Here is a 20,140-nt window from a genome sequence, read left to right as displayed (position 1 = left end):
CCGCCTGCCGCCGGCCGCGCCCGCTCTACGGCCGCGGCTGCCGCGCCGCCTGGCGCAGCGCGGCGTTGCGGCCGCTGTGCTCGGCCAGCCAGATGCCGCCGAGCACCAGCACCATGGCGAGCCCGTGATAGGGACGGAACGCCTCGCCGAGCAGCAGCACCGACAGCCCGGTGCCGAAGATCGGCACGAGGTTGATGAACAGGCTGGCGCGGTTGCCGCCGAGCAGTTCGTTGCCGCGGATGAAGAAGATCTGCGCCAGGAGCGACGGGAAGATCGCCGTGTAGGCCGCCACGCCCCAGCCGGCGGCGTCGGGCCAGACCATGCGGCCGGTGGCATATTCCCAGGCGGCGAAGGGCAGCGAGGTGATCATCGCCGTCACGGCAAGCGCGGTGATCGTGCTTTGCCAGTGCAACGCCGGCTTGAAGCGCAGGAACACGGTGTAGACGCTGTAGATCAGCACTGCGAACAGCATCAGCGCGTCGCCGCCGTTGAGCTCGAGCGCGGCGAGCCGCGTCAGGTCGCCATGCGTGGCCGTCAGCGCCACGCCGGTGACCGACAGCACGAAGCCGACGGCGTGCAGCCAGGTGATGCCGAGGCGGAACAGCACGAAGTTGATCAGCACCACCACCATCGGCATGCCGGCCTGCTCGATCGACACGTTGATCGCCGAGGTCATCGTCAGGGCGCTGTAGAGCGCGGCGTTGAAGCCGGTGAAGCCGATCACGCCGAGAAAGAAGAACAGCGGCAGGTGCCGGCGAATCACCGGCCAGTCGCGCCGCACGTGGCGCCACGAGAAGGCGCCGAGCACTGCGAGCGCGATCGTCCAGCGCAGGCTGGTCAGAAGCAGCGGCGAGATGTGGCCGACCGCCAGCTTGCCGGCGACCGCGTTGCCGCCCCAGAACAGGGCGGTGGCGGTGAGCATGGCATAGGCGGTGCGGTGCATGGCGGGCGGCGGGTCCGTCGGGTGGGAGCGCAAAGACTGACGCATAAAGTGTGTCGCCGCGTTCGTAAACGCGGAACGCGGGAATCCGCCGCAGCCGGAGGGCCGGGATTGGGGGCTCGCGCCGCCGCATGCGCGAGGCTATAGAGGCCTGTCGGTCGCCGGGGGCGGCCGCGCGCAACAGCGAAACGGGGACGCGCGATGACGAATGTGGTGGTGGTCGGCTCGCAGTGGGGCGACGAGGGCAAGGGCAAGATCGTCGACTGGCTGTCGGAGCGGGCCGACGTGGTGGTGCGCTTCCAGGGCGGCCACAATGCCGGCCACACGCTGGTCATCGACGGCGTCAGCTACAAGCTGTCGCTGCTGCCGTCCGGCGTCGTGCGCGGCGGCAAGCTGTCGGTGATCGGCAACGGCGTGGTGTTCGACCCGCACGCCTTCGTCGCCGAGCTCGAGCGGCTTGCCGAGCTCGGCGTCGACGTCACGCCGGAGCGCCTGAAAATCGCCGAAAACACGGCGCTTATCCTGTCCGTGCACGGGGAGCTCGACCGCATGCGCGAGGAAAAGGCAGGCAAGGGAACGCGGATCGGCACGACCGGCCGCGGCATCGGCCCGGCCTACGAGGACAAGGTCGGCCGGCGCGCCATCCGCCTGATGGATCTGGCCGATCCCGACACGCTGCCGGCCAAGGTCGACCGCCTGCTCGCCCACCACAACCCGCTGCGTCGCGGCCTCGGCGTGGCCGAGGTCGACGCGGCCGCGCTGCTCGGCGAGCTCGGCGACGTGGCCGACAAGGTGCTGCCCTACATGGACCGCGTGTGGAAGGTGCTCGACGACGCGCGCCGCGACGGCCGGCGCATCCTGTTCGAGGGCGCCCAGGGCACGCTGCTCGACATCGACCACGGCACCTATCCCTTCGTCACCTCCTCAAACACGGTCGCCGGCCAGGCGGCCACCGGCTCGGGCGTCGGGCCGGGCGCCATCGGCTACGTGCTCGGCATCACCAAGGCCTACACCACGCGCGTCGGCGAAGGCCCCTTCCCGACCGAGCAGGACAACGAGATCGGCGCCTTTCTCGGCGAGCAGGGCCGCGAGTTCGGCACCGTGACCGGGCGCAAGCGGCGCTGCGGCTGGTTCGACGCCGTCCTGGTGCGCCAGGCCGTGGCGGCCAACGGCATCGACGGCATCGCGCTGACCAAGCTCGACGTGCTCGACGGGCTCGACGAGATCCGCATCTGCACCGGCTATCGGCTCGACGGCCAGACGATCGACTACCTACCGGCCAGCCAGGGCGCGCAGGCGCGCGTCGAGCCGATCTACGAGACGCTGGAGGGCTGGAAGAGCAGCACCAGGGGCGCGCGAAGCTGGGCCGCGCTGCCGGCGCAGGCGGTCAAGTATGTGCGCCTGGTCGAGGAGCTGATCGGCGCGCCGGTCGCCCTCCTGTCGACCAGCCCGGAGCGCGAGGACACCATACTTGTGACCGACCCCTTTCGCGACTAGGCTCGCGGCCGGGCCGCCGGCGCACGCGCCAGCACCTCGACCAGCGAAGAAGAACGACGAAAAAAGGGACCAACGGACCGGGATAGCATGGCGGATTTTGTAGCGGTCTTGAACAAGACGATCGGCGGGCTGAGCGAGAACACGCCCGAGATGCGTCAGCGCGTCTACGAAAAGGCGCGCGCGACGATCGCCGCCAAGCTGGCCGCCCTGTCGCCGCCGCCCTCCGAAGCCGTGGTCGCCCGCCAGAAGGGCCTGCTCGAGGAGGCGATCGCCGAGGTCGAGGCCTCGCACGCCGCGCAGGAGGCCGCGGCGTCCGCGGCTGCTGCGCCGGAGCCGGAGCCGGCGCCCGAACCGCCCCGACCGGAGCCGGCCGCCGAGCCCGCGAGCCCCGCGCCGGCCGCCGACCGGGCGCCGCCGGCGACCGCACATGCAGAGCCGCCCGCGCCGCGCGAGCCCGAAACCCCGGCCGCCGCCGCCGGCCAGGCCGCCGAGAGCGTCGCGCCCGGTCCCGGCACGACCGCCGCCGCGGACGAGCCGGCCGGACGGACGGACGAGGAGCCCGCGCGCGAGCCCGACGAGAGCGAGCCGCTCGAGCCGGCCGCGGCCGTTCCGCCGCCCCGCCGGCGCGGCCGGCGCGGCGTCGGCGGCATGATCGCCGCGCTCGTCGTCCTGCTGGTGCTGGCCGGCGCCGGCTATGCCGTGTGGCTCAACCGTGCCGAGATCGGCCCGATGCTCGGCTTCGGCGCCGCGCCGGAGGCGCCCGTGGCGATCGACACCGAGGACGGCGCACAGCCCGAGACGGCGGCGGACGACGAGGCGCCGCCGGCCGACGGCGATGCCGGGCAGGAGCAGGCCGCCGCGCCGGCCGAGCCCGCTCCCGCGGCACCGACGGCGCCGGCCGACGAGGCGCCGCAGAAATTCACCCAGCGGCTTCTGTCGGACGGCACCGAGGTGGACGAGGGGCCCGCCGGCGGCGAGCCGGGCCTCGGCGAAGGCACCTCCGTCGCGGCCGCCAACCCGCCGCCCGAGGGCGAGACGGGCGCCGCCGCCGAACCGAGCGCCGAGGTGCCGGTCGGCCAGAAGGCGATCTTCTACGAGGAAGGCACGAACGCCGCCCAGGGCTCGGCCGAATCCGGCGCCACCGTGTGGTCGCTCGTCCAGGAATCGCCCGGCGCCGACCAGCCGCCGGAGCCGGCGATCCGCGCCGAGGCGACGATTCCCGGCAAAGACCTGCAGCTTCGCATGACGATCCGGCGCAACGCCGACCCGTCGCTGCCGGCCAGCCACATCATCGAGATGATCTTCCTGACGCCCGACAACTTCGCCGAGGGCGGCATCGACAACGTGCTGCGCGTGGCGATGAAGCAGTCGGAGGAGGACACCGGCAATCCGCTGCTCGGCATCCCGGCCAAGATCGCCGACGGCTTCTTCCTGCTGGCGCTGAGCGACAGCCAGGCGGAGCTGGAGGCCAACCGCACGCTGCTGCGGCGGCAGAGCTGGATCGACATCCCGATCATCTACCGTTCGGGACGGCGCGCGCTGATCACGATGGAAAAGGGCATTCCGGGCGACAAGGTCTTCGACGAGGCGCTCGACGCCTGGCAGGCCGCGACGAGCGGCTGAGCCGGCGCGGCTCCGGCACCCGCGCCCCGGGCCGCCGGCCGGCCGCGCTCTTCCATGTTGCCGCAGGGCCCGCGGCGGTTCGTGCGACGGCACCCGACCCCGCGCGAGATGACGGTCGAGCCCGACGCGACACCAGCGCATGAGTGCCGCCTGACGCATTCCCGACGAAGTGGAAACCGGTTCGCCGTTCGAAAACGCGTCACAACGACAACGTGGAGCCGAACTGCGATTGCCGTGACATGCGGCGCGGTCCTGGCCGCGCCGGACGCAACGGCGGGGCTCAGCCCGCGGCCGCGCGGCCTTCCTCCGCCTCGATCACCCGGGCGGCCTGGCGGCGGGCGGAGGCCTTGACGGCCTCCTGCACCTTTTCGAAGGCGCGCACCTCGATCTGGCGCACGCGCTCGCGCGAGATGTCGAACTCGCCCGACAGCTCCTCGAGCGTCATCGGGTCCTCGGCCAGCCGGCGCGCCTCGAAGATGCGCCGCTCGCGCTCGTTGAGCACCTTCATGGCGTCGGCGAGCATCTCGCGCCGGTTCTCCAGCTCGTCCTGCTGGACGAGCATGTCCTCCTGGCTCTCCTGCTCGTCGACCAGCCAGTCCTGCCACTCGCCGGATTCGCCCTCCGTCGCGCGGATCGGCGCGTTGAGCGAGGCGTCGCCCGACAGCCGGCGGTTCATCGAGATCACCTCTTCCTCGCTGACATTGAGGCGGGTGGCGATCTCCGAGACCTGCTCGGGGTTGAGGTCGCCCTCGTCGAGCGCGCGGATCTTGCCCTTCACCTTGCGCAGGTTGAAGAACAGCCGCTTCTGGTTCGCCGTGGTGCCCATCTTGACCAGGCTCCACGAGCGCAGGATGTACTCCTGGATGGCGGCCTTGATCCACCACATGGCATAGGTCGCCAGCCGGAAGCCGCGCTCCGGCTCGAACTTCTTGACGGCCTGCATCAGGCCGACATTGCCTTCCGAGATCACCTCGCCGATCGGCAGGCCGTAGCCGCGATAGCCCATGGCGATCTTGGCGACGAGCCGCAGATGGCTGGTCACAAGCTTGTGTGCGGCGTCGGTGTCGTCGTGCTCCTGATACCGCTTGGCGAGCATGTACTCTTCCTGCGGCTGGAGCATGGGGAAGCGTCGGATCTCCTCCAGGTAGCGCGTCAGGCCACCCTCGCCGGAGACGATGCTGGGCAGTGTCTGGGCCATAAAGCACCCTCCTCTCTTGCTGTTCGCCCCCTTTGCGACAGGCGGGCGTCGGCGCCGTGCTCCGCGAAAGACGCACTGCGCCACATGACATATAGGCACGACTGGGGAAATTTGAAGGCCGCGGCCACGGTTCCGCGGCAGCCGTCGATTTTGCTAGCACGGCGGCGCTTCACGCGCACATCACAAGCGCCTGAACGCCTCCACCAGGGCGGCCATGTCGGCCGGCGGATCGGCCTGAAAGCGCATCGCGGCACCGGTTTCGGGGTGGCGGAAGACGATGACGTTGGCGTGCAGCGCCTGCCGCGCGAACCCCGCGACATGGCCGCGCAGCGGCTCGGGCAGGCGGTTCGCCTTGCTGCGGAAGCCGCGGCCATAGGCCGGGTCGCCGACCAGCGGATGGCCGAGATGCGCCATGTGGACGCGGATCTGGTGCGTGCGGCCGGTCTCCAGCCGGCATTCGACGAGGCTCGCCAGCGCCTCGCCGCCGGCCCCGCCATAGCGCTCCAGCACGCGGTAGCGGGTGACGGCGCGGCGCGCGTCGGCGCGGCCCTCGGGCACCACGGCGCGCAGCGTGCGGTCGCCCGGCGCGCGCCCGAGCGGCGCGTCGACGCGGCCCTGCGCCGGTTCCGGCGCGCCCCACACCAGCGCCAGATAGGCGCGTTCGACGCCGCCCTCCTCGGCCTTGCGGGCGAAACCCCCCGACAGCCGGCGATGCGCCCGGTCCGTCTTGGCCACCACCATCACGCCGCTGGTGTCGCGGTCGAGCCGGTGCACGATGCCCGGCCGGCGCACGCCGCCGATGCCCGACAGCGTGTCGCCGCAATGGTGGATCAGCGCGTTGACCAGCGTGCCGTCGGGATTTCCCGCGCCGGGATGGACCACCAGGCCCGCCGGCTTGTCGATCACGATCAGCGCCGCGTCCTCGTGCAGGATCGCCAGCGGGATCGCCTGCGGCGCCGGCACCGGCTCCGCCGCCGGCGGCAGCGCGAGCGTGTAGACCTCGCCCTCGGCGACCTTGCGGCTGGCCTCCGCCACCGCCGCGCCGTCGCACGACACCGCGCCGGCGCGGATCAGCGCCTGCACGCGGCTGCGCGACAGATCGGGCGCGAAGACGCCGGCCAGCCAGCGGTCGAGCCGCGCGCCCGCGTCATCGGGCGCCACCCGCGCCTCTTTCCTTGCCTCGACGGCTTCGTTATCCAGATCGCCCATCACAACTGATTCCGGACCGCCGCCCGATGGCCACACCTTCCCACGACGACGAGACCGAACGCCCGCTCGACCCGGCCGCCGAGCGGGTGCGCCGCAAGCTGATGCGCTTCGTGGCGATCAATCTCGGCCTGCTCTTCGTCGCCGTTATGGCGGTGATGGGCGCGGTTGTCTACCAGACCTGGTGGACCGGCGAGGACGCCGCGGAACCGCCCGCCCTCGCCGGCGGCGAAACGCTCGCCGAAGGCACCATCGCGCTGCCCGACGGCGCGCGGCTCGTCTCGCACGCGGCGAGCGGCCGGCAGCTCACCCTGCATGTGGCGCTGCCCGACGGCAGCGCCGCGATCCTCGTCTACGACATGGCCGCCGGTGCGATGGTCGGGCGCTTCGCGCTCGCCACCGCGCCGGCCGGCGCGGTGCCCGAGGGCGCCGAGTGAGCATCCGCGTCGCCCAGGTCACCATCCTGGTCGACGACTACGACGCGGCGATCGCCTGGTATCGCGAGCGGCTCGGCTTCCGGCTGATCGAGGACAGGCCGCTTGCCGGCGGCAAGCGCTGGGTCGTCGTCGCGCCGCCCGGCGATGCCGGCGCCCGGCTGCTGCTGGCCCGCGCCCGCGGCCCGCGCCAGCGCGCCGGCGTCGGCGCCCAGGCCGGCGACCGCGTGTTCCTGTTCCTTGAGACCGACGATTTCTGGAGCGCCTACCGGCGCATGAGCGCGGCCGGCGTCGCCTTCCGCGAGACGCCGCGCGAGGAGCCCTACGGCACCGTCGCCGTCTTCGCCGACCTGTCCGGCAATCTCTGGGACCTCATCGAGCCCGCGCCGCGAAAGAGTTGACGCGACCCCACACGACGTGTTGCATTTGCCGTCGATCGCGACTATATCGTCGCGGCGCACCGCGCTCCCATCGTCTAGCGGTCTAGGACGCCGCCCTCTCACGGCGGAAACAGGGGTTCGAGTCCCCTTGGGAGTGCCACTTTTTTCATAACTTTTCCAAGGGCTTGGCTTCTTTGCGATTTTAGCGAAGACGTCGACGAGCTAAATATCGCCTAATGTCCAAAAAAGTTAGCGTTTGACGTTGGGCCGCCAAGCAGACAAATTTTGCACATCAGAGCTGGGCGGGGGTGGATCAGGGGCATGGCAGCTGCGCATCCATACATTTCGGGGCCGGGCAACATCGCTCTAATGGTAAACAACCTCAGGAGCAGCTTTCCGGCGACTATCACGTCCGAGACCGTCAAAAGGTTGGGTATTGCACCCAACAACGAAAGTTACGTCATAAACGCTCTCGTGTTTGTTGGGATTATCGATGGCGAGGGAAAAAAGACGAAGGAGGCCGCCGATGTATTCTCTCATCATAGAGATGAGGATTTTGCGCAGGCATTCTCCGAACTCGTCAAGTCAGGTTACAAAGATCTCTTCGACCTCTACGGAGATCCTGCGTGGGAAAAGGACAAGGATGCCTTAATCACCTTCTTTCGACGAGCGGATGGGACAAGCGCAGCGATAGGCGCGAGGCAGGCTGGCACATTTCAAGTGTTTGCCGCGCTCTCCGGCCACGGGGAGCTTCCAACGCGGCAGAAGCCCACAGAACGGAAGGCAGCCCCGAAGGGGTCTCGCGAAGATAAGCGCCAAAAGAGGAACCCGGAAGCAAAGAGCATAAAATTGGCGCCGGTGGCTCAACCTGAGCAAGCGAGCACAACTGACAATGGATATAATCCGAAAAAAGATTGGGCGCTGACTGTGCGCGTGGAGGTTAACTTGCCGGCTGATGCTAGTGCCGAAACGTACGACAACATTTTTAGGAGTATCAGGGCAAACTTGATGAATGACTGAGAACTTCGGAAAATTCGAAGCTTTTGTAAGGAGTGCGCACCTCGTAAGTTCGCAGCCGAGTGAGGTTGACGAAGGGAAGCTTCATCCATTCGACGAAAGGAATATTCACCCGGACATATCATCCGTGGCCATTAAGCTGTTCGATGATGGGCATTATTCGCAAGCAACGTTTGAAGCGTACAAGTTATTGGATAATAAGGTATCCGAGCTAGCTGGCATTTCTGAAACAGGTTACAAATTGATGATGGCTGCGTTCAATGCAGAAAGCCCTAAAATCCGCCTTAATGACCTGACCACACTAAGTGAAAAAGATGAACAGAGAGGATTCTCGCATTTATTTGCGGGAGCGGCTACTGCGATAAGAAACCCTCGCGGGCACACAGTAGGAAATAACGAGTCTCTTGATCTTTGTCTTGACCATCTTAGTTTGGCATCATTCCTGCTGCGTCGAATTTATAGCAGACGTGCTCCTTAGAGGAGGCCGTTTATCAAAATGCTGGATGCGGCCAACACAAGACGTCTCGCCATCGGCCTTTTGACAGCAGCAGGCGCTCTGCTGTTTGCAGCACTCCAGCTTGTTGGGGCCGGAGTGTCCGCTGGCAATCTCGAATACGCCGCTGGCGTCTCACGGGCTCTGTCGCCTCTGGCGGCCAGCGGACTTGCCGGGATAATAGCTCTAGTCTTTGCGGAGATCGCAGATTATCCCGGTACGCCAGAAGACGGGCACCCCCATGGGAGAATCAACTATCTCCAATCGGCGTTCGTAGTCATCGGAGTCTGGGGGCTGGGCACATTGATTTGGGGAGGCGTCGAGTTGCTGGTCAACGCCATGGTCTTGCAACCGTAGCATACCCCTTCCCCGGAGACCTATATCGGTGATCGGGGTCCGCGCGGAACGGGAAACGGCTCGGTCTGCCGCGAGAACTGGTCGGCCGGAAGGTAGAAGATGTTGGTCTTCGCCTTGCGGGGGTATATCTCCTTGGCGGCTGCGGCGAAGTGCTTCCGTAGGACGTTGGCGACTTTGATCCGCTGCACCCGCCAGGGATGGCTGTTCTCGCGCTCCATGAACTTCATGAGGTCCTGGATGCGGAACCAGTACAGACACCGCTCCTCGTCGTATCATGGCTTGCCTAGAGTATCTCGTCCCGCTCTTGTGCTCGGTAGCGGTCAGTCAGGAACGTCTGCAGCAGCTCCGCGAAATGATCCAGCAGTGTCGCGCCGGGCGGCGGGTCGACATACTCCTCCTCGGCGAACAGGGCATCCATCTGCGCCTCGAACTGCGCCTTGCGCGACTCCGGCAGTCGGACCTCGGCGCGCTCGTTGACCGCGTGGCGAAAGCGGCGCTGGTCCAGCACATCGTCGCCGTCTAGCATCACCCGCCGATTCGTAGGCGAACCCATGCAGGTGGGCTAGCCGCCCTCTCACGGCGGAAACAGGGGTTCGAGTCCCCTTGGGAGTGCCACTTCGCGCTCTTTTTCCAATCACTCACGGCATGTCCCTGGTGAACGGCATTCGGCTCGCCGATGCGCCGGGTGCGCGTTGTGCGGCCGGCACCGGGCGTGCGCGGGCACGCCCGGTTCTCGATTCGGCCGGCGTCCGGCCTCACGCCGTGCGCGGCTGCGCCCTGGCGCCGAGGGCGGCCGACCGCCCGGCGCTTGCCGCCGCCATGGCGCGCAGGCGGCCGGCCAGCATGAGCGCATAGCCCCACACCACGATCGCGATCAGGAACTCGCGGATCTCGGTCAGCTCGTGGCCTTCCGCCATGCCGCCGCCGAACAGCACGAACACCGCCTGCGAGACGGCCAGCAGACCGCCCATCGCCGCAGCGGCGAGCGCCTCGCGCCGCGGCGCATGGCGCCACAGGTCGAGCGCGATCCACAGCCCGGCGAAGAACCAGAGCTGGTAGGCCGCGAAGTTCCAGCTGTTGTACATCAGCCCGCACAAGGGCAGCGCGAGGACGGCCATGCTCGGCGGCGGGATGTAGGGCGCGAGCGGCGCCAGGAGGCGCGGCGCGCGCTGCGGCCACGCATAGGGCACCAGCACCAGAAGCAGCACGGCGGCGCTGTAATAGGCCGCCTCGAAGCGGTGCGTGTAGAAATTGTGCAGGTTGGTCTCGCGCTGCAGATTGCCCTCGAAGAGCTCCGGCGTGCCCCAGCCGAGCCAGTGCTGGCCCCACGACATCTCCTCGCCCAGCACGACCGCGACGCCGAGGAACATCAGCCACACCAGCACGGCCGGGCGCAGCCCGAAAACCCGCGCGACGGCGACCCGCCGCACCGCGAGCGCCGTGCGCGCCAGGACCCACAACGCGGCGATGAACACCACCTCGGTGGCGATGCTGAGGAACTGGCCCTCGCGCACGGTGACGGCGAACACCGTCGGCTCGACCAGCATCACGACCATGGTGGCGGCAAGCGTGCCGAACATGGCGCCGTAGAGCGTGCCGGGCAGCCGCAGCGCCGCCCAGTCGAACGGCCGCTCCGCGGCCGCCGACGGCCGCAGCGCGCGCACCAGCGCGTAGCCCGCCACCGCCAGCACGAGCGACACCGCAAGGCCGCGCGCGTCGAGCGCCGGCGGATACTTCTGGAGTACCCGCACCCCTTCCACGAGATAGCGATAGGCCACCACGCCGAACACCAGGCCGACCGCCACCGACAGGGCAACGGTCCTGCCGAACCAGCCCGAAACACATCCCGTCATTGTCTTGCTCCACCGTCCCTGCCGCCCTGTTCGAAGCATAGCCGGCGCCATAGTGGCGACGAAGCGCTTCCCTTCCGCAGGGTTAACGCCGGCGGCGGACAAGGCGGCGAGACCCGCCGGCCAAGGACGGCCGCGGCAACGCGGCGTTGCTCTGCCGCCCTTAAGCCTGTTCTTCCGCTGCGGCAACAAGCATTTGACGCGCCTCGATTAATCTTAGCCGAACGTTAAGTCTCGCCGGCAACAATCGGTCCCAACAAACAAGCGGGGAGTGTCTTCCTTGAGGTGCAGCGAGAGGGAGGACGGGGAGACCGCGCATCCCGGCGCACCGGCCGAGGAGGCGCAGACGGACGTTGCCGCGGCGGCGGCCGCGGCGACGCTCGCCGAACTCGGCGCGGACTGGCTGTGGGCGACCGACGCGCAGGACCGCTTCACGGTCCTGTCGGACGGCTTCTGCGCGGCGACCGGCCTCGACCCGGCGCGCGTGCTCGGCCGGCCGCGCCGCGAGGTGATGGCGGGCGCGGCCGCCGACCGCGACAGCCGGCGCGCGCTCGCAGACGACACGCCGCGCCCCTTCCGCGATCTGCTCCTGCGCATCGAGCGGCCCGACGGAACGCGCCTTCTGAGCGTTTCCGGCACGCCGTGCCGCGACGAGGCCGGCCGCTTCGCCGGCTACCGCGGCACGGGCCGCAACGTCACCGCGCTCGCCGCGCGCCTGGCCGCCTCGCCGCGCCCGGCCGAGGCCGACGCCGCGCGCCCGCTGATGGCGGCGCTCGAGGTGATGCAGGATGCCTTCTGCTTCTACGACGAGCACGACCGCGTCGTGCTCTACAACCGCGCCATGGTCGAGATGTATGGCGAGCTCGAGGACGTGCTGCGGCCCGGCCTGTCCTTCGAGGTGCTGCTCGACATCGGCCTGGCCCGCGGCATCTGGGACACCGGCCCGCTCGACGCAGCCGCGTGGCGCGCGGCGATCCTCGCCAAGCGGCGCCAGGAGTGCGAAGCCGAAGCGGTGATCGCGTTCCGCAACGGCCGCCGCGTGCTGCACCGCGAGAAGAGCACCGCCGGCGGCACGATCGTGGTGTGCACCGACGTCACCGAGCTCGAGCGCGCCAAGGAGAACTCCGAGGCGGTGCTGTCGGACCTCAAGACGACCCTCGACACCATGCGCATGGCGGTCGTGGTGGTCGACCGCGACCTGCGCGCGGTCTACGCCAACCGCGTCTTCTACGAGATGTGGTCGCTCGACGAGGCGCGCTTTCCGCTCGGCAGCCACTATCGCCTCCTGATGGAGATCAACCGCCGCGCCGGCATCTACGACATTCCCGACGAGGCGTGGGGCGACCACGTGATGGCCCGGCTGGCCGAGATCGGCGGCGGCAGCGTGGCGCCGCGCGAGTTCCTCCGCGCCGACGGCCGCACGGTGATCTATTCGGTGACGGCGCTGTCGGGCGGCAAGCGGCTCGTGTCCTTCTTCGACATCACCGACATGAAGACGCGCGAGGCCGCGCTCGCCGCAGCGCTGGAGAAGTCGAAGCTCGCCGAGGCGGTCATCGACAGCCTGCCCAATCCGATCTTCGTCAAGGACGCCAACCTCGAGTTCGTGCTCGCCAACAAGGCGTTCGCCGGGCTGTTCGGCACCAGCCCGCAGGCGATGCTCGGGCGCAAGGGCGCCGACTTCGTCGGTTCCGAGCACGCCGCCACCTTCGAGGCGAGCGAGCGCAGCGTGCTCGAGACCGGCGCGGACTACACCGTCGAGGAGGATTTCGAGTATGCCGGCCTCGGCCAGGCGCGCGTGGTGCGCAAGCACCGCGTATCGACGGGACGCGACACCGGCTACGTCGCCTGCTCGATCTTCGACGTCAGCGAGCTCAAGCGGCGCGAGCGCGACGCCGAGGAGGCGCGGCGCCGGCTCGAGGAGGTCATCGAATCGCTGCCGGCCGGCGTCGTCATCTACGACCGCGACGACCGTTTCGTGCTCGCCAACCGCAAGGTGCACGACAGCCTGCCGGCGATGGTGGAGGCGATGCAGCCCGGCCGGCCGCTGCGCGACGCCATCGCCGCCGCCCACCGCGCCGGCTACTTCCGCGAGACCGGCGACGCCGCGCTCGACGCGCTCTACGACGCCGATCCGGCCGCCTGGATCGAGGCCTACTGCCGGCGCTACCGCGCCCGCCATGCCGCGCACGAGCGGCAGAACCCCGACGGCCGCTGGTTCCAGGTCTACGACACGCGCACCGAGGACGGCACCTTCATCGGCGTGCGCGTCGACATCACCGAGCTCAAGGACCGCGAGTCGGCGCTGCGCGAGAGCATGCGCGAGAACGAGGTCTTCCGGAACCTGATCGACAACGTGCCCGTGGCGATCTACGCCAAGCGGCCCGACCTCAAGCTGATGTACGTCAACGAGGGCTGGTGCCGGCTCACCGGCCGCAGCAAGCAGGAGGCGATCGGCAAGAACGACATCGACATCTTCGGCGAGCAGGGGCGCGCCTTCATGGAAGGCGACCTGGCCGTGCTGCGCACGCGCCAGACCCAGGAGATCGAGGAAACGATGACCGATTCCGCGGGCGGCGAGCGCCACCAGATCGCCCGCAAGGCCGCCATGGTCGCCTCCGACGGCTCGTTCTACCTGATCGGCTCGACCACCGACATCACCGAGCAGCGCCGCCGCGAGGACGAGCTTCGCGTGGCGCGCCGCAAGGCCGAGGCGGCCGACCGCGCCAAGTCGGAGTTCCTGGCCAACATGAGCCACGAGATCCGCACGCCGATGAACGGCGTGCTCGGCATGGCCGAGCTGCTCGCCAAGTCGGAGCTGACCGCCAAGCAGCGCACCTTCACCAACATCATCGTCAAGTCGGGCAACGCGCTGCTGACGATCATCAACGACATCCTCGACTTCTCCAAGATCGACGCCGGCCAGCTCGTACTCGACCCGGTGCCCTTCAACCTGGCCGAGGCGGTCGAGGACGTCGCCGCGCTGTTGTCGATGCGGGCGCAGGAGAAGGACCTCGAGCTGATCCTGCGCGTCGACCCCGACCTTCCCGCCTGCCTGGAGGGCGACGTCGGGCGCATCCGCCAGATCATCACCAATCTCGTCGGCAACGCGATCAAGTTCACCGAGCGCGGCCACGTGCTGGTCGACGTCACGGGGCGGCCGGCCGAGGGCGGCATCGCGCTGCACGTGCGCGTCGCCGACACCGGCATCGGCATCCCCGCCGACAAGCGCGAGCTGATCTTCGACAAGTTCAGCCAGGTCGACGCCTCGTCGACGCGGCGCCACGAGGGCACCGGCCTGGGGCTGGCCATCTCCTCGCGCCTGGTGGCGCTGATGGGCGGCCAGATGGGCGTGGAGAGCCAGGAGGGCTGCGGCTCCACCTTCTGGTTCGAGGTCGCCCTGCCGGAAAGCCAGCGGGAGGAGAGCCGCGTGCCGGTGTGCGACGTGTCCGGGGCGCGCGTCCTGGTGGTCGACGACAACGCCGTCAACCGGGCGATCCTGATGGAACAGATGACCGCCTGGGGCTTCGACGCCTGCGCCGCCGAAAGCGGCGCGGAAGGGCTGCTGGTGCTCAAGGCGGCGGCCGGTCTCGGCATGCCGGTCGACTGCGTCGTCCTCGACTACCAGATGCCCGGCATGTCGGGCGGCGAGGCGGCGCGCGCCATCCGCGCCACGCCGGAGATCGCCGAAACGCCGATCGTCATGCTGACGTCGGTCGACCAGTCGCTCGAAAGCGGCGGCCGCGAGACCTGCGCCGATGCCAGGCTCGTCAAGCCGGCGCGCTCGGCCGCGCTATTGGAAACGCTGGTCGAGACCATCCAGCGCTGCCGCGGATCGCTTGCGCCGGCGGCCGAGGGCGAAGGCCAGACCGCGCCGGCCGCCGCGCCGCCGGGCGACCACGGCGCGCCGGTTCCGGCCACCCGCGCGCCGGCTGCGCCGCTGCGCAGCCCGCCCGATGGCGGGCATCGCGTCGACGTGCTGGTCGCCGAGGACAACGAGGTCAACCAGCTCGTCTTCACCCAGATTCTCGGCGAGGCCGGCATCGCCTTCGAGATCGTCGGCAACGGCCGGCTGGCGCTCCAGGCCTACCGCACGGCGCGGCCGCGCCTCGTCTTGATGGACGTGTCGATGCCGGAGATGAACGGGCTCGAGGCGGCCGCCGCGATCCGCAGGGCGGAAGCCGGCAGCGACCTGCGCGTGCCGATCATCGGCGTCACGGCGCACGCGCTCAAGGGCGACCGCGAGCGCTGTCTCGAAGCGGGGATGGACGACTATCTGTCGAAGCCGATCAGCCCGCGCGCCCTGCTGGAAAAGCTCGAGCGCTGGGGCGGCATCGCACCGGCGGAGCGCCAGCCGCGCCACGCCTCGGGCGGGCCCGCCCCGGCATGAGCCGCGCCGGCTAAGCGTTTCCAGACGAAGTGGAAACCGGTTCGCCGTTCGCAAATGCGCGAAAACAATGCGTTAGGGCCGGCCTGCGATTCCGTGACACGCAGAACGGCTCAAACGGCCGCCCGCCGGCGCCGCGCGCCCCCGCGACGATGCCCGGCGCCGGCATGGTGCGATCGCACCATAGCGGGTGCGAAGATCGCCGTTCTAGGGTCTGCGTGACCGGGGTTCGCTTCCCAGGTTGAGCAGCTTTCCGGACGGTCGGAGCGCCACCGCGATTGCACGGGTCCGAATTGCCCCAACGGGACCCGTCAGGCCAGAAAAACCGCGCCCATGCGCGACTGGTCTCTCACGGCGCCTCCTCCGTCCGGCTTTTTTTGTCGCCGCCTTCGCCCGCATCCTTCGCCGGCTGTCCATCGCCGGAACCTCCAAGCGGTTGATTCCCGACGCCTTCCCGCGACGGCGGACGCCGCCGCCGCGGACGCCGCTTGGCGGTCCCCGGCAGGCGTGATTGGCGCGACACAAAACTGTCATCCCGCTGTAACAAACGGCCGCTAAGCGCACAGCCGTCGCCTGGCACTGGCGACGCGACAAATTGCCAACAGGAGCAGGCCACATGAACAGGATTCTCGTGACGACGTCGGCTGCGGCGCTTGCCGTGGCGATGTCCGCCGGCGTCGCGGCCGCGCGCGACCAGATTCAGATCGTCGGGTCCTCGACCGTCTTCCCCTTCACCACCGCGGTGGCCGAGCGCTTCGGCCAGGGCACCGGCAACCAGACGCCCGTCGTGGAATCGACCGGCACCGGCGGCGGCATGAAGCTGTTCTGCGCCGGCATCGGCGAGAGCCACCCCGACTTCACCAACGCCTCGCGGCCGATCAAGGACTCCGAGCTCGAGAGCTGCATGGCCGCCGGCGTCACCCCGGTCGAGATCAAGGTCGGCTTCGACGGCATCGTGCTGGCCAACTCGAAGACGAGCGAGCGGGTCGATCTCACCAAGGAGCAGATCTTCAACGCGCTCGCCAAGAACGTCGTCGTCGACGGCGCGGTGGTGGAGAACCCCTACACCAACTGGTCGCAGATCGACTCCGCGCTGCCCGACAAGGAGATCGAGGTTCTCGGCCCGCCGCCCACCTCCGGCACGCGCGACGCCTTCGTCGAGCTGGTCATGGAAGAGGCCTGCCCCGAGGCGATCGAGGAGGCCGACGGCTGCACCCAGGTCCGCGAGGACGGTGCCTATGTCGAGGCCGGCGAGAACGACAACCTGATCGTCCAGAAGCTCGAGGCCAATCCGGACGCCTTCGGCATCTTCGGCTTCTCCTTCCTCGACCAGAACGCCGACAAGCTGCAGGGCTCCACCATCGGCGGCGTCGAGCCGACCTTCGACAACATCGCCTCCGGCGACTACGGCGTGTCGCGGTCGCTCTTCGTCTACGCCAAGAAGGAGCATGTCGGCGTCATCCCCGGCATGGCGGAGTTCATCAAGGAGTACACCTCCGAGGCCGCCTGGGGTCCCGACGGCTATCTCGCCGACAAGGGCCTGATCCCGCTGCCCGAGGCCGACCGCGCCCAGCAGCGCGAGGATGCCATCGCCCTCAAGGGCATGGGCAGCTAGGCCGACGCCTGCTATCAGGGCCCGGGCGCGCCCAGCGCCCGGGCCGCTCTCGTCCGAACCGGCCGCGACACGCCGCCGGATGGCGGCCTTGATCCGCACCGCCCGGTGGCGGCCATGATCCACGGAAGCAGCGCATCGCCATGATCGGCTACCTCGTCCTCGCTCTCCTCGGCCTGTTCGTCGTCGCCTTCTACGCCGGCCACCGGCGCGCCGTCGCCTCGGTCGAGGGCGACGTGGCGCGGCTGCACTCGCGGCCGAGCCAGCACGGCCTCTACCTGGCGCTGCTGTCCTGCGTGCCGGCGCTGCTTCTCCTCGTGTTGTGGAGCCTGGTGACGCCGGCGATCGAGGCCTCCATCGTGCGCGCGCGCTTCGCCGCCGAGGTCGCCGAGATGAGCCTGCCGCAGGTGCAGGCCTTCATCCGCGACGCCCGCGCCATCGCCTTCGGCGGCATCGCCGGCTTTCCCGACGAGACCAAGGAGGCGGCGGCCGCGCTGTTTGGCACGCTGCACGGCTGGAGCGTCCGGATCGCCGTCGTCCTGTCGCTGGCGCTCGCCGCCGCCGGCTATCTCTACGGCATCGCCCGCATCGCGCCCGCCTTCCGCGCCCGCCACATGGTGGAGCGCACCGTGCGCGGCTTCCTGATCCTGTGCTCGGTGGTCGCCATCCTGACGACCATCGGCATCGTGCTGTCGCTGATCTTCGAATCGCTGCGCTTCTTCCAGCAGGTGCCGATCTACAAGTTCCTGTTCGGCACGCACTGGAGCCCGCAGAGCGCCTTCACCGGCGCCGGCGCGGAGGAAGGCGCGGTCAACACCGACATCTTCGGCGCCGTGCCGCTGTTCGCCGGCACGCTGCTCATCACGGTGATCGCCATGCTGGTCGCCGCCCCGGTCGGGCTGATGTCGGCGATCTACCTGTCCGACTATGCCTCGCGGCGCGTGCGCGCCGTCGCCAAGCCGATGCTGGAGATCCTCGCCGGCATCCCGACCGTCGTCTACGGCTTCTTCGCCGCGCTCACCGTGGCGCCCTTCTTCCGCCGCTCCGGCGAGGCGCTCGGTCTCGACGTCGCCTCCGAATCCGCCCTCGCCGCCGGCGTGGTGATGGGCATCATGATCATCCCCTTCGTCTCGTCGCTGTCCGACGACGTCATCAACGCGGTGCCGCAGTCGCTGCGCGACGGCTCTGCCGGCCTCGGCGCCACCAAGTCGGAGACGATCCGCAAGGTGGTGCTGCCGGCCGCCCTGCCCGGCATCGTCTCGGCCCTGCTTCTGGCCGTCAGCCGCGCCATCGGCGAGACGATGATCGTCGTCATGGCCGCCGGGCTCGCCGCCAACCTGACCATCAACCCGGTCGAGGCGGTGACCACCGTGACCGTGCAGATCGTCACGCTGCTGGTCGGCGACCAGGAGTTCGACAGCGCCAAGACGCTTGCCGCCTTCGCGCTCGGCCTGGTGCTGTTCTGCGCCACGCTCGCCCTCAACATCATCGCGCTGCGCGTGGTGAAGAAATACCGAGAGCAATATGAGTGACCTGACCTCGACCGCCGGCGAAACGGACGGCCGGACCGGCCTGCACACCTCCGAGGCCGCCAAGCAGCGGCTGGGCCGCCGCTACCGCGCGGAGGCACGCTTCAAGTGGCTCGGCGCCGGCGCCGTGGCGCTCGCCGCCCTGTTCCTGCTCATCCTGCTGTCGACCATCGTCGCGCAGGCGCTGCCGGCCTTCCGCATGAACTACGTGACGCTGCCGGTCGACCTGTCGGCCGAGCGCGTCGACCCGGCCGATCCCGGCGCGGCCAACTATGACGGCATCGTCAACGACGCCATCCTGGCGCAGTTTCCCGCGGTGACGGGCCGCCAGGAGCGCCGGCTGGCGCGCGGTCTGATCTCGAGCGGCGCCCCGCCGCTGCTGCGCGACCGTGTGGTCGACGGCGACGTGCCGCTCGGCGGCACGGTCGAGGTGGCGCTGCCGCTCGACGATTTCGCCGACCTCTATCTCAAGGGCCTGCTCGCCGAGGAGGGCAGGGTCCAGCGGCTGGCCGGCACCGTGCGGGCGACCGTGGAGGAGGGCGCGGCCACGCTCGCCTTCACCGACGCCGCCATCCTCGACCGCGCGCGGGAGGCCGGCGCGACGGCCGGCGAGGACGGCGCGCTGGCGCTGACGGCCTCGACCGCCTCGCTGCTCGTGCGCCTCGACAGCGGCGTCTTCAAGCTGACCGGCGTGGCGCCGGCCGACGACGGCGCGCGCGCCGAGGCCGCCGTGCTGCGGCCGCTGGCCGACGCGGCGACGGCGGCCGACGGCGAGGCCGGGCTGCGCGTCATCGCCACCCCGGAAGGCCAGCGCAAGATCACCGACCAGGAGGTGGTGTGGATCGACGGCCTGGCCGAGCGCGGCCTGACGCAGACCACCTGGAACACCATCTTCCTGTCGAGCGGCGCCAGCCGCGAGGCGGAGATGGCCGGCATCTGGGGCGCCGTCGTCGGCTCGGCGCTGACCATGCTGGTCACGCTGGCGCTGTCCTTTCCGATCGGCGTCGCCGCGGCGATCTACCTCGAGGAGTTCGCGCCGAAGAACCGGCTGACCGGCATCATCGAGGTCAACATCAACAACCTCGCCGCCGTGCCGTCGATCGTCTTCGGCCTGCTCGGCCTGGCCGTGTTCCTCAACTGGTTCAACCTGCCGCGCTCGGCTCCGCTGGTGGGCGGCATGGTGCTGGCGCTGATGACGCTGCCCACCATGATCATCGCCGCGCGCGCCGCGCTGCGCGCCGTGCCGCCGTCGATCCGCGAGGCCGCGCTCGGCGTCGGCGCCTCGAAGGTGCAGACGGTGTTCCACCACGTGCTGCCGCTGGCGATGCCCGGCATCCTGACGGGCACCATCATCGGCATGGCCCAGGCGCTCGGCGAGACCGCGCCGCTTTTGATGATCGGCATGGTCGCCTTCATCGTCGACGTGCCGGGCGGCTTCACCGATCCGGCCACCGTGCTGCCGGTGCAGATCTTCATGTGGGCGGACTTTCCGGAGCCCGCCTTTCAGCAGAAGACGTCGGCGGCTATTTTGATCCTGCTGGCGTTTCTGGTCCTGATGAACGCGATCGCGGTCGTGCTGCGCAAGCGTTTCGAGCGGCGCTGGTGATGGAGCTGAAGGAT

The 20,140-nt window shown here is 69.4% G+C and carries 17 protein-coding genes and 1 tRNA gene; 12 read left to right on the top strand and 6 right to left on the bottom strand.

Features of this window, described 5'->3' with window-relative positions:
• Positions 1-25 precede the first annotated feature (25 nt).
• Positions 26-943, bottom strand: a complete 918-nt coding sequence (locus tag N1F89_RS04035) for a DMT family transporter (protein ID WP_290081679.1) — start codon at positions 941-943, stop codon at positions 26-28.
• Between the two features lie 198 nt (positions 944-1,141).
• Here N1F89_RS04035 and N1F89_RS04030 point away from each other — a divergent pair, with 198 nt between their 5' ends.
• Both N1F89_RS04030 and N1F89_RS04025 read left to right on the top strand, forming a co-directional pair.
• Positions 1,142-2,437, top strand: a complete 1,296-nt coding sequence (locus N1F89_RS04030; RefSeq protein WP_290081677.1) for an adenylosuccinate synthase — start codon at positions 1,142-1,144, stop codon at positions 2,435-2,437.
• An 87-nt stretch (positions 2,438-2,524) separates the two neighbouring features.
• On the top strand, positions 2,525-4,060 hold the full coding sequence (locus N1F89_RS04025) for a hypothetical protein (RefSeq protein WP_290081674.1): 1,536 nt from the start codon (positions 2,525-2,527) through the stop codon (positions 4,058-4,060).
• A 280-nt stretch (positions 4,061-4,340) separates the two neighbouring features.
• Here the strand turns inward: N1F89_RS04025 and rpoH are convergent, their stop codons facing one another.
• Together rpoH and N1F89_RS04015 are read right to left on the bottom strand one after the other, a co-directional pair.
• Entirely contained in the window at positions 4,341-5,258 is a 918-nt protein-coding gene (gene rpoH / locus N1F89_RS04020; protein ID WP_290081672.1) for an RNA polymerase sigma factor RpoH, read from the bottom strand.
• 180 nt (positions 5,259-5,438) lie between these two features.
• Positions 5,439-6,467 carry an RluA family pseudouridine synthase gene (locus tag N1F89_RS04015; RefSeq protein WP_290081670.1) on the bottom strand — a complete coding sequence of 343 codons (1,029 nt, stop codon included), beginning with the start codon at positions 6,465-6,467 and terminating at the stop codon, positions 5,439-5,441.
• 26 nt (positions 6,468-6,493) lie between these two features.
• On the opposite strand from N1F89_RS04015, the gene N1F89_RS04010 reads away from it, so the two are divergent.
• The 6 genes from N1F89_RS04010 (at position 6,494) to N1F89_RS03985 (ending at position 9,145) form a co-directional block, all read left to right on the top strand.
• Positions 6,494-6,901, top strand: coding sequence for a fimbrial protein (locus N1F89_RS04010; RefSeq protein ID WP_290081668.1), 408 nt, complete (start codon positions 6,494-6,496; stop codon positions 6,899-6,901).
• Complete coding sequence (locus N1F89_RS04005) at positions 6,898-7,299, top strand: VOC family protein (RefSeq protein WP_290081666.1); 402 nt, start codon at positions 6,898-6,900, stop codon at positions 7,297-7,299. Before N1F89_RS04010 ends, N1F89_RS04005 begins: the two co-directional genes overlap by 4 nt.
• 63 nt (positions 7,300-7,362) lie before the next feature.
• Positions 7,363-7,438: transfer RNA gene (locus tag N1F89_RS04000), tRNA-Glu, on the top strand.
• Between the two features lie 161 nt (positions 7,439-7,599).
• Positions 7,600-8,298 carry a DUF5343 domain-containing protein gene (locus tag N1F89_RS03995; protein ID WP_290081664.1) on the top strand — a complete coding sequence of 233 codons (699 nt, stop codon included), beginning with the start codon at positions 7,600-7,602 and terminating at the stop codon, positions 8,296-8,298.
• Positions 8,291-8,773 carry a TIGR02391 family protein gene (locus N1F89_RS03990; protein WP_290081661.1) on the top strand — a complete coding sequence of 161 codons (483 nt, stop codon included), beginning with the start codon at positions 8,291-8,293 and terminating at the stop codon, positions 8,771-8,773. The genes N1F89_RS03995 and N1F89_RS03990 overlap by 8 nt, the downstream gene beginning before the upstream one ends.
• Before the next feature lie 18 nt (positions 8,774-8,791).
• Complete coding sequence (locus tag N1F89_RS03985) at positions 8,792-9,145, top strand: hypothetical protein (RefSeq protein WP_290081658.1); 354 nt, start codon at positions 8,792-8,794, stop codon at positions 9,143-9,145.
• A gap of 20 nt (positions 9,146-9,165) precedes the next feature.
• Here the strand turns inward: N1F89_RS03985 and N1F89_RS03980 are convergent, their stop codons facing one another.
• From N1F89_RS03980 to N1F89_RS03970, 3 genes are all read right to left on the bottom strand, one after another.
• Positions 9,166-9,372 carry a hypothetical protein gene (locus N1F89_RS03980; protein WP_290081655.1) on the bottom strand — a complete coding sequence of 69 codons (207 nt, stop codon included), beginning with the start codon at positions 9,370-9,372 and terminating at the stop codon, positions 9,166-9,168.
• Positions 9,373-9,428: 56 nt separating this feature from the next.
• A complete protein-coding gene (locus N1F89_RS03975; RefSeq protein WP_290081653.1) occupies positions 9,429-9,671 on the bottom strand; it encodes a hypothetical protein in 243 nt (80 codons plus the stop codon).
• Positions 9,672-9,900: 229 nt separating this feature from the next.
• Entirely contained in the window at positions 9,901-10,998 is a 1,098-nt protein-coding gene (locus tag N1F89_RS03970) for a hypothetical protein (protein WP_290081650.1), read from the bottom strand.
• Positions 10,999-11,275: 277 nt separating this feature from the next.
• On the opposite strand from N1F89_RS03970, the gene N1F89_RS03965 reads away from it, so the two are divergent.
• From N1F89_RS03965 to pstA, 4 genes are all read left to right on the top strand, one after another.
• Positions 11,276-15,382: a PAS-domain containing protein gene (locus N1F89_RS03965; RefSeq protein WP_290081647.1), complete on the top strand. Its 4,107-nt coding sequence runs from the start codon at positions 11,276-11,278 to the stop codon at positions 15,380-15,382.
• A 613-nt stretch (positions 15,383-15,995) separates the two neighbouring features.
• Complete coding sequence (locus N1F89_RS03960; RefSeq protein ID WP_290081645.1) at positions 15,996-16,994, top strand: PstS family phosphate ABC transporter substrate-binding protein; 999 nt, start codon at positions 15,996-15,998, stop codon at positions 16,992-16,994.
• Between the two features lie 140 nt (positions 16,995-17,134).
• Positions 17,135-18,523 (top strand): phosphate ABC transporter permease subunit PstC, encoded by a 1,389-nt coding sequence (gene pstC, locus N1F89_RS03955; protein WP_290081644.1) that lies wholly within the window; start codon positions 17,135-17,137, stop codon positions 18,521-18,523.
• Positions 18,516-20,126 (top strand): phosphate ABC transporter permease PstA, encoded by a 1,611-nt coding sequence (gene pstA, locus N1F89_RS03950; protein ID WP_290081642.1) that lies wholly within the window; start codon positions 18,516-18,518, stop codon positions 20,124-20,126. Before pstC ends, pstA begins: the two co-directional genes overlap by 8 nt.
• The last annotated feature ends 14 nt before the right edge of the window (positions 20,127-20,140 follow it).

The sequence above is a fragment of the Aquibium sp. A9E412 genome (genome assembly GCF_030398335.1).
Taxonomy (GTDB): Bacteria; Pseudomonadota; Alphaproteobacteria; order Rhizobiales; family Rhizobiaceae; genus A9E412.
This window is presented reverse-complemented; position numbering and strand designations above follow the sequence as displayed.

Coding starts and splice junctions, on each gene's coding strand:
- pstA (WP_290081642.1), top strand. CDS start 18,516: ATGAGTGACCTGACCTCGACCGCCGGCGAAACGGACGGCCGGACCGGC.
- pstC (WP_290081644.1), top strand. CDS start 17,135: ATGATCGGCTACCTCGTCCTCGCTCTCCTCGGCCTGTTCGTCGTCGCC.
- N1F89_RS03995 (WP_290081664.1), top strand. CDS start 7,600: ATGGCAGCTGCGCATCCATACATTTCGGGGCCGGGCAACATCGCTCTA.
- N1F89_RS04015 (WP_290081670.1), bottom strand. CDS start 6,467: ATGGGCGATCTGGATAACGAAGCCGTCGAGGCAAGGAAAGAGGCGCGG.
- N1F89_RS03985 (WP_290081658.1), top strand. CDS start 8,792: ATGCTGGATGCGGCCAACACAAGACGTCTCGCCATCGGCCTTTTGACA.
- N1F89_RS03970 (WP_290081650.1), bottom strand. CDS start 10,998: ATGACGGGATGTGTTTCGGGCTGGTTCGGCAGGACCGTTGCCCTGTCG.
- N1F89_RS04030 (WP_290081677.1), top strand. CDS start 1,142: ATGACGAATGTGGTGGTGGTCGGCTCGCAGTGGGGCGACGAGGGCAAG.
- N1F89_RS03990 (WP_290081661.1), top strand. CDS start 8,291: ATGACTGAGAACTTCGGAAAATTCGAAGCTTTTGTAAGGAGTGCGCAC.
- rpoH (WP_290081672.1), bottom strand. CDS start 5,258: ATGGCCCAGACACTGCCCAGCATCGTCTCCGGCGAGGGTGGCCTGACG.
- N1F89_RS04025 (WP_290081674.1), top strand. CDS start 2,525: ATGGCGGATTTTGTAGCGGTCTTGAACAAGACGATCGGCGGGCTGAGC.
- N1F89_RS03960 (WP_290081645.1), top strand. CDS start 15,996: ATGAACAGGATTCTCGTGACGACGTCGGCTGCGGCGCTTGCCGTGGCG.
- N1F89_RS03980 (WP_290081655.1), bottom strand. CDS start 9,372: ATGAAGTTCATGGAGCGCGAGAACAGCCATCCCTGGCGGGTGCAGCGG.
- N1F89_RS03975 (WP_290081653.1), bottom strand. CDS start 9,671: ATGCTAGACGGCGACGATGTGCTGGACCAGCGCCGCTTTCGCCACGCG.
- N1F89_RS04010 (WP_290081668.1), top strand. CDS start 6,494: ATGGCCACACCTTCCCACGACGACGAGACCGAACGCCCGCTCGACCCG.
- N1F89_RS04035 (WP_290081679.1), bottom strand. CDS start 943: ATGCACCGCACCGCCTATGCCATGCTCACCGCCACCGCCCTGTTCTGG.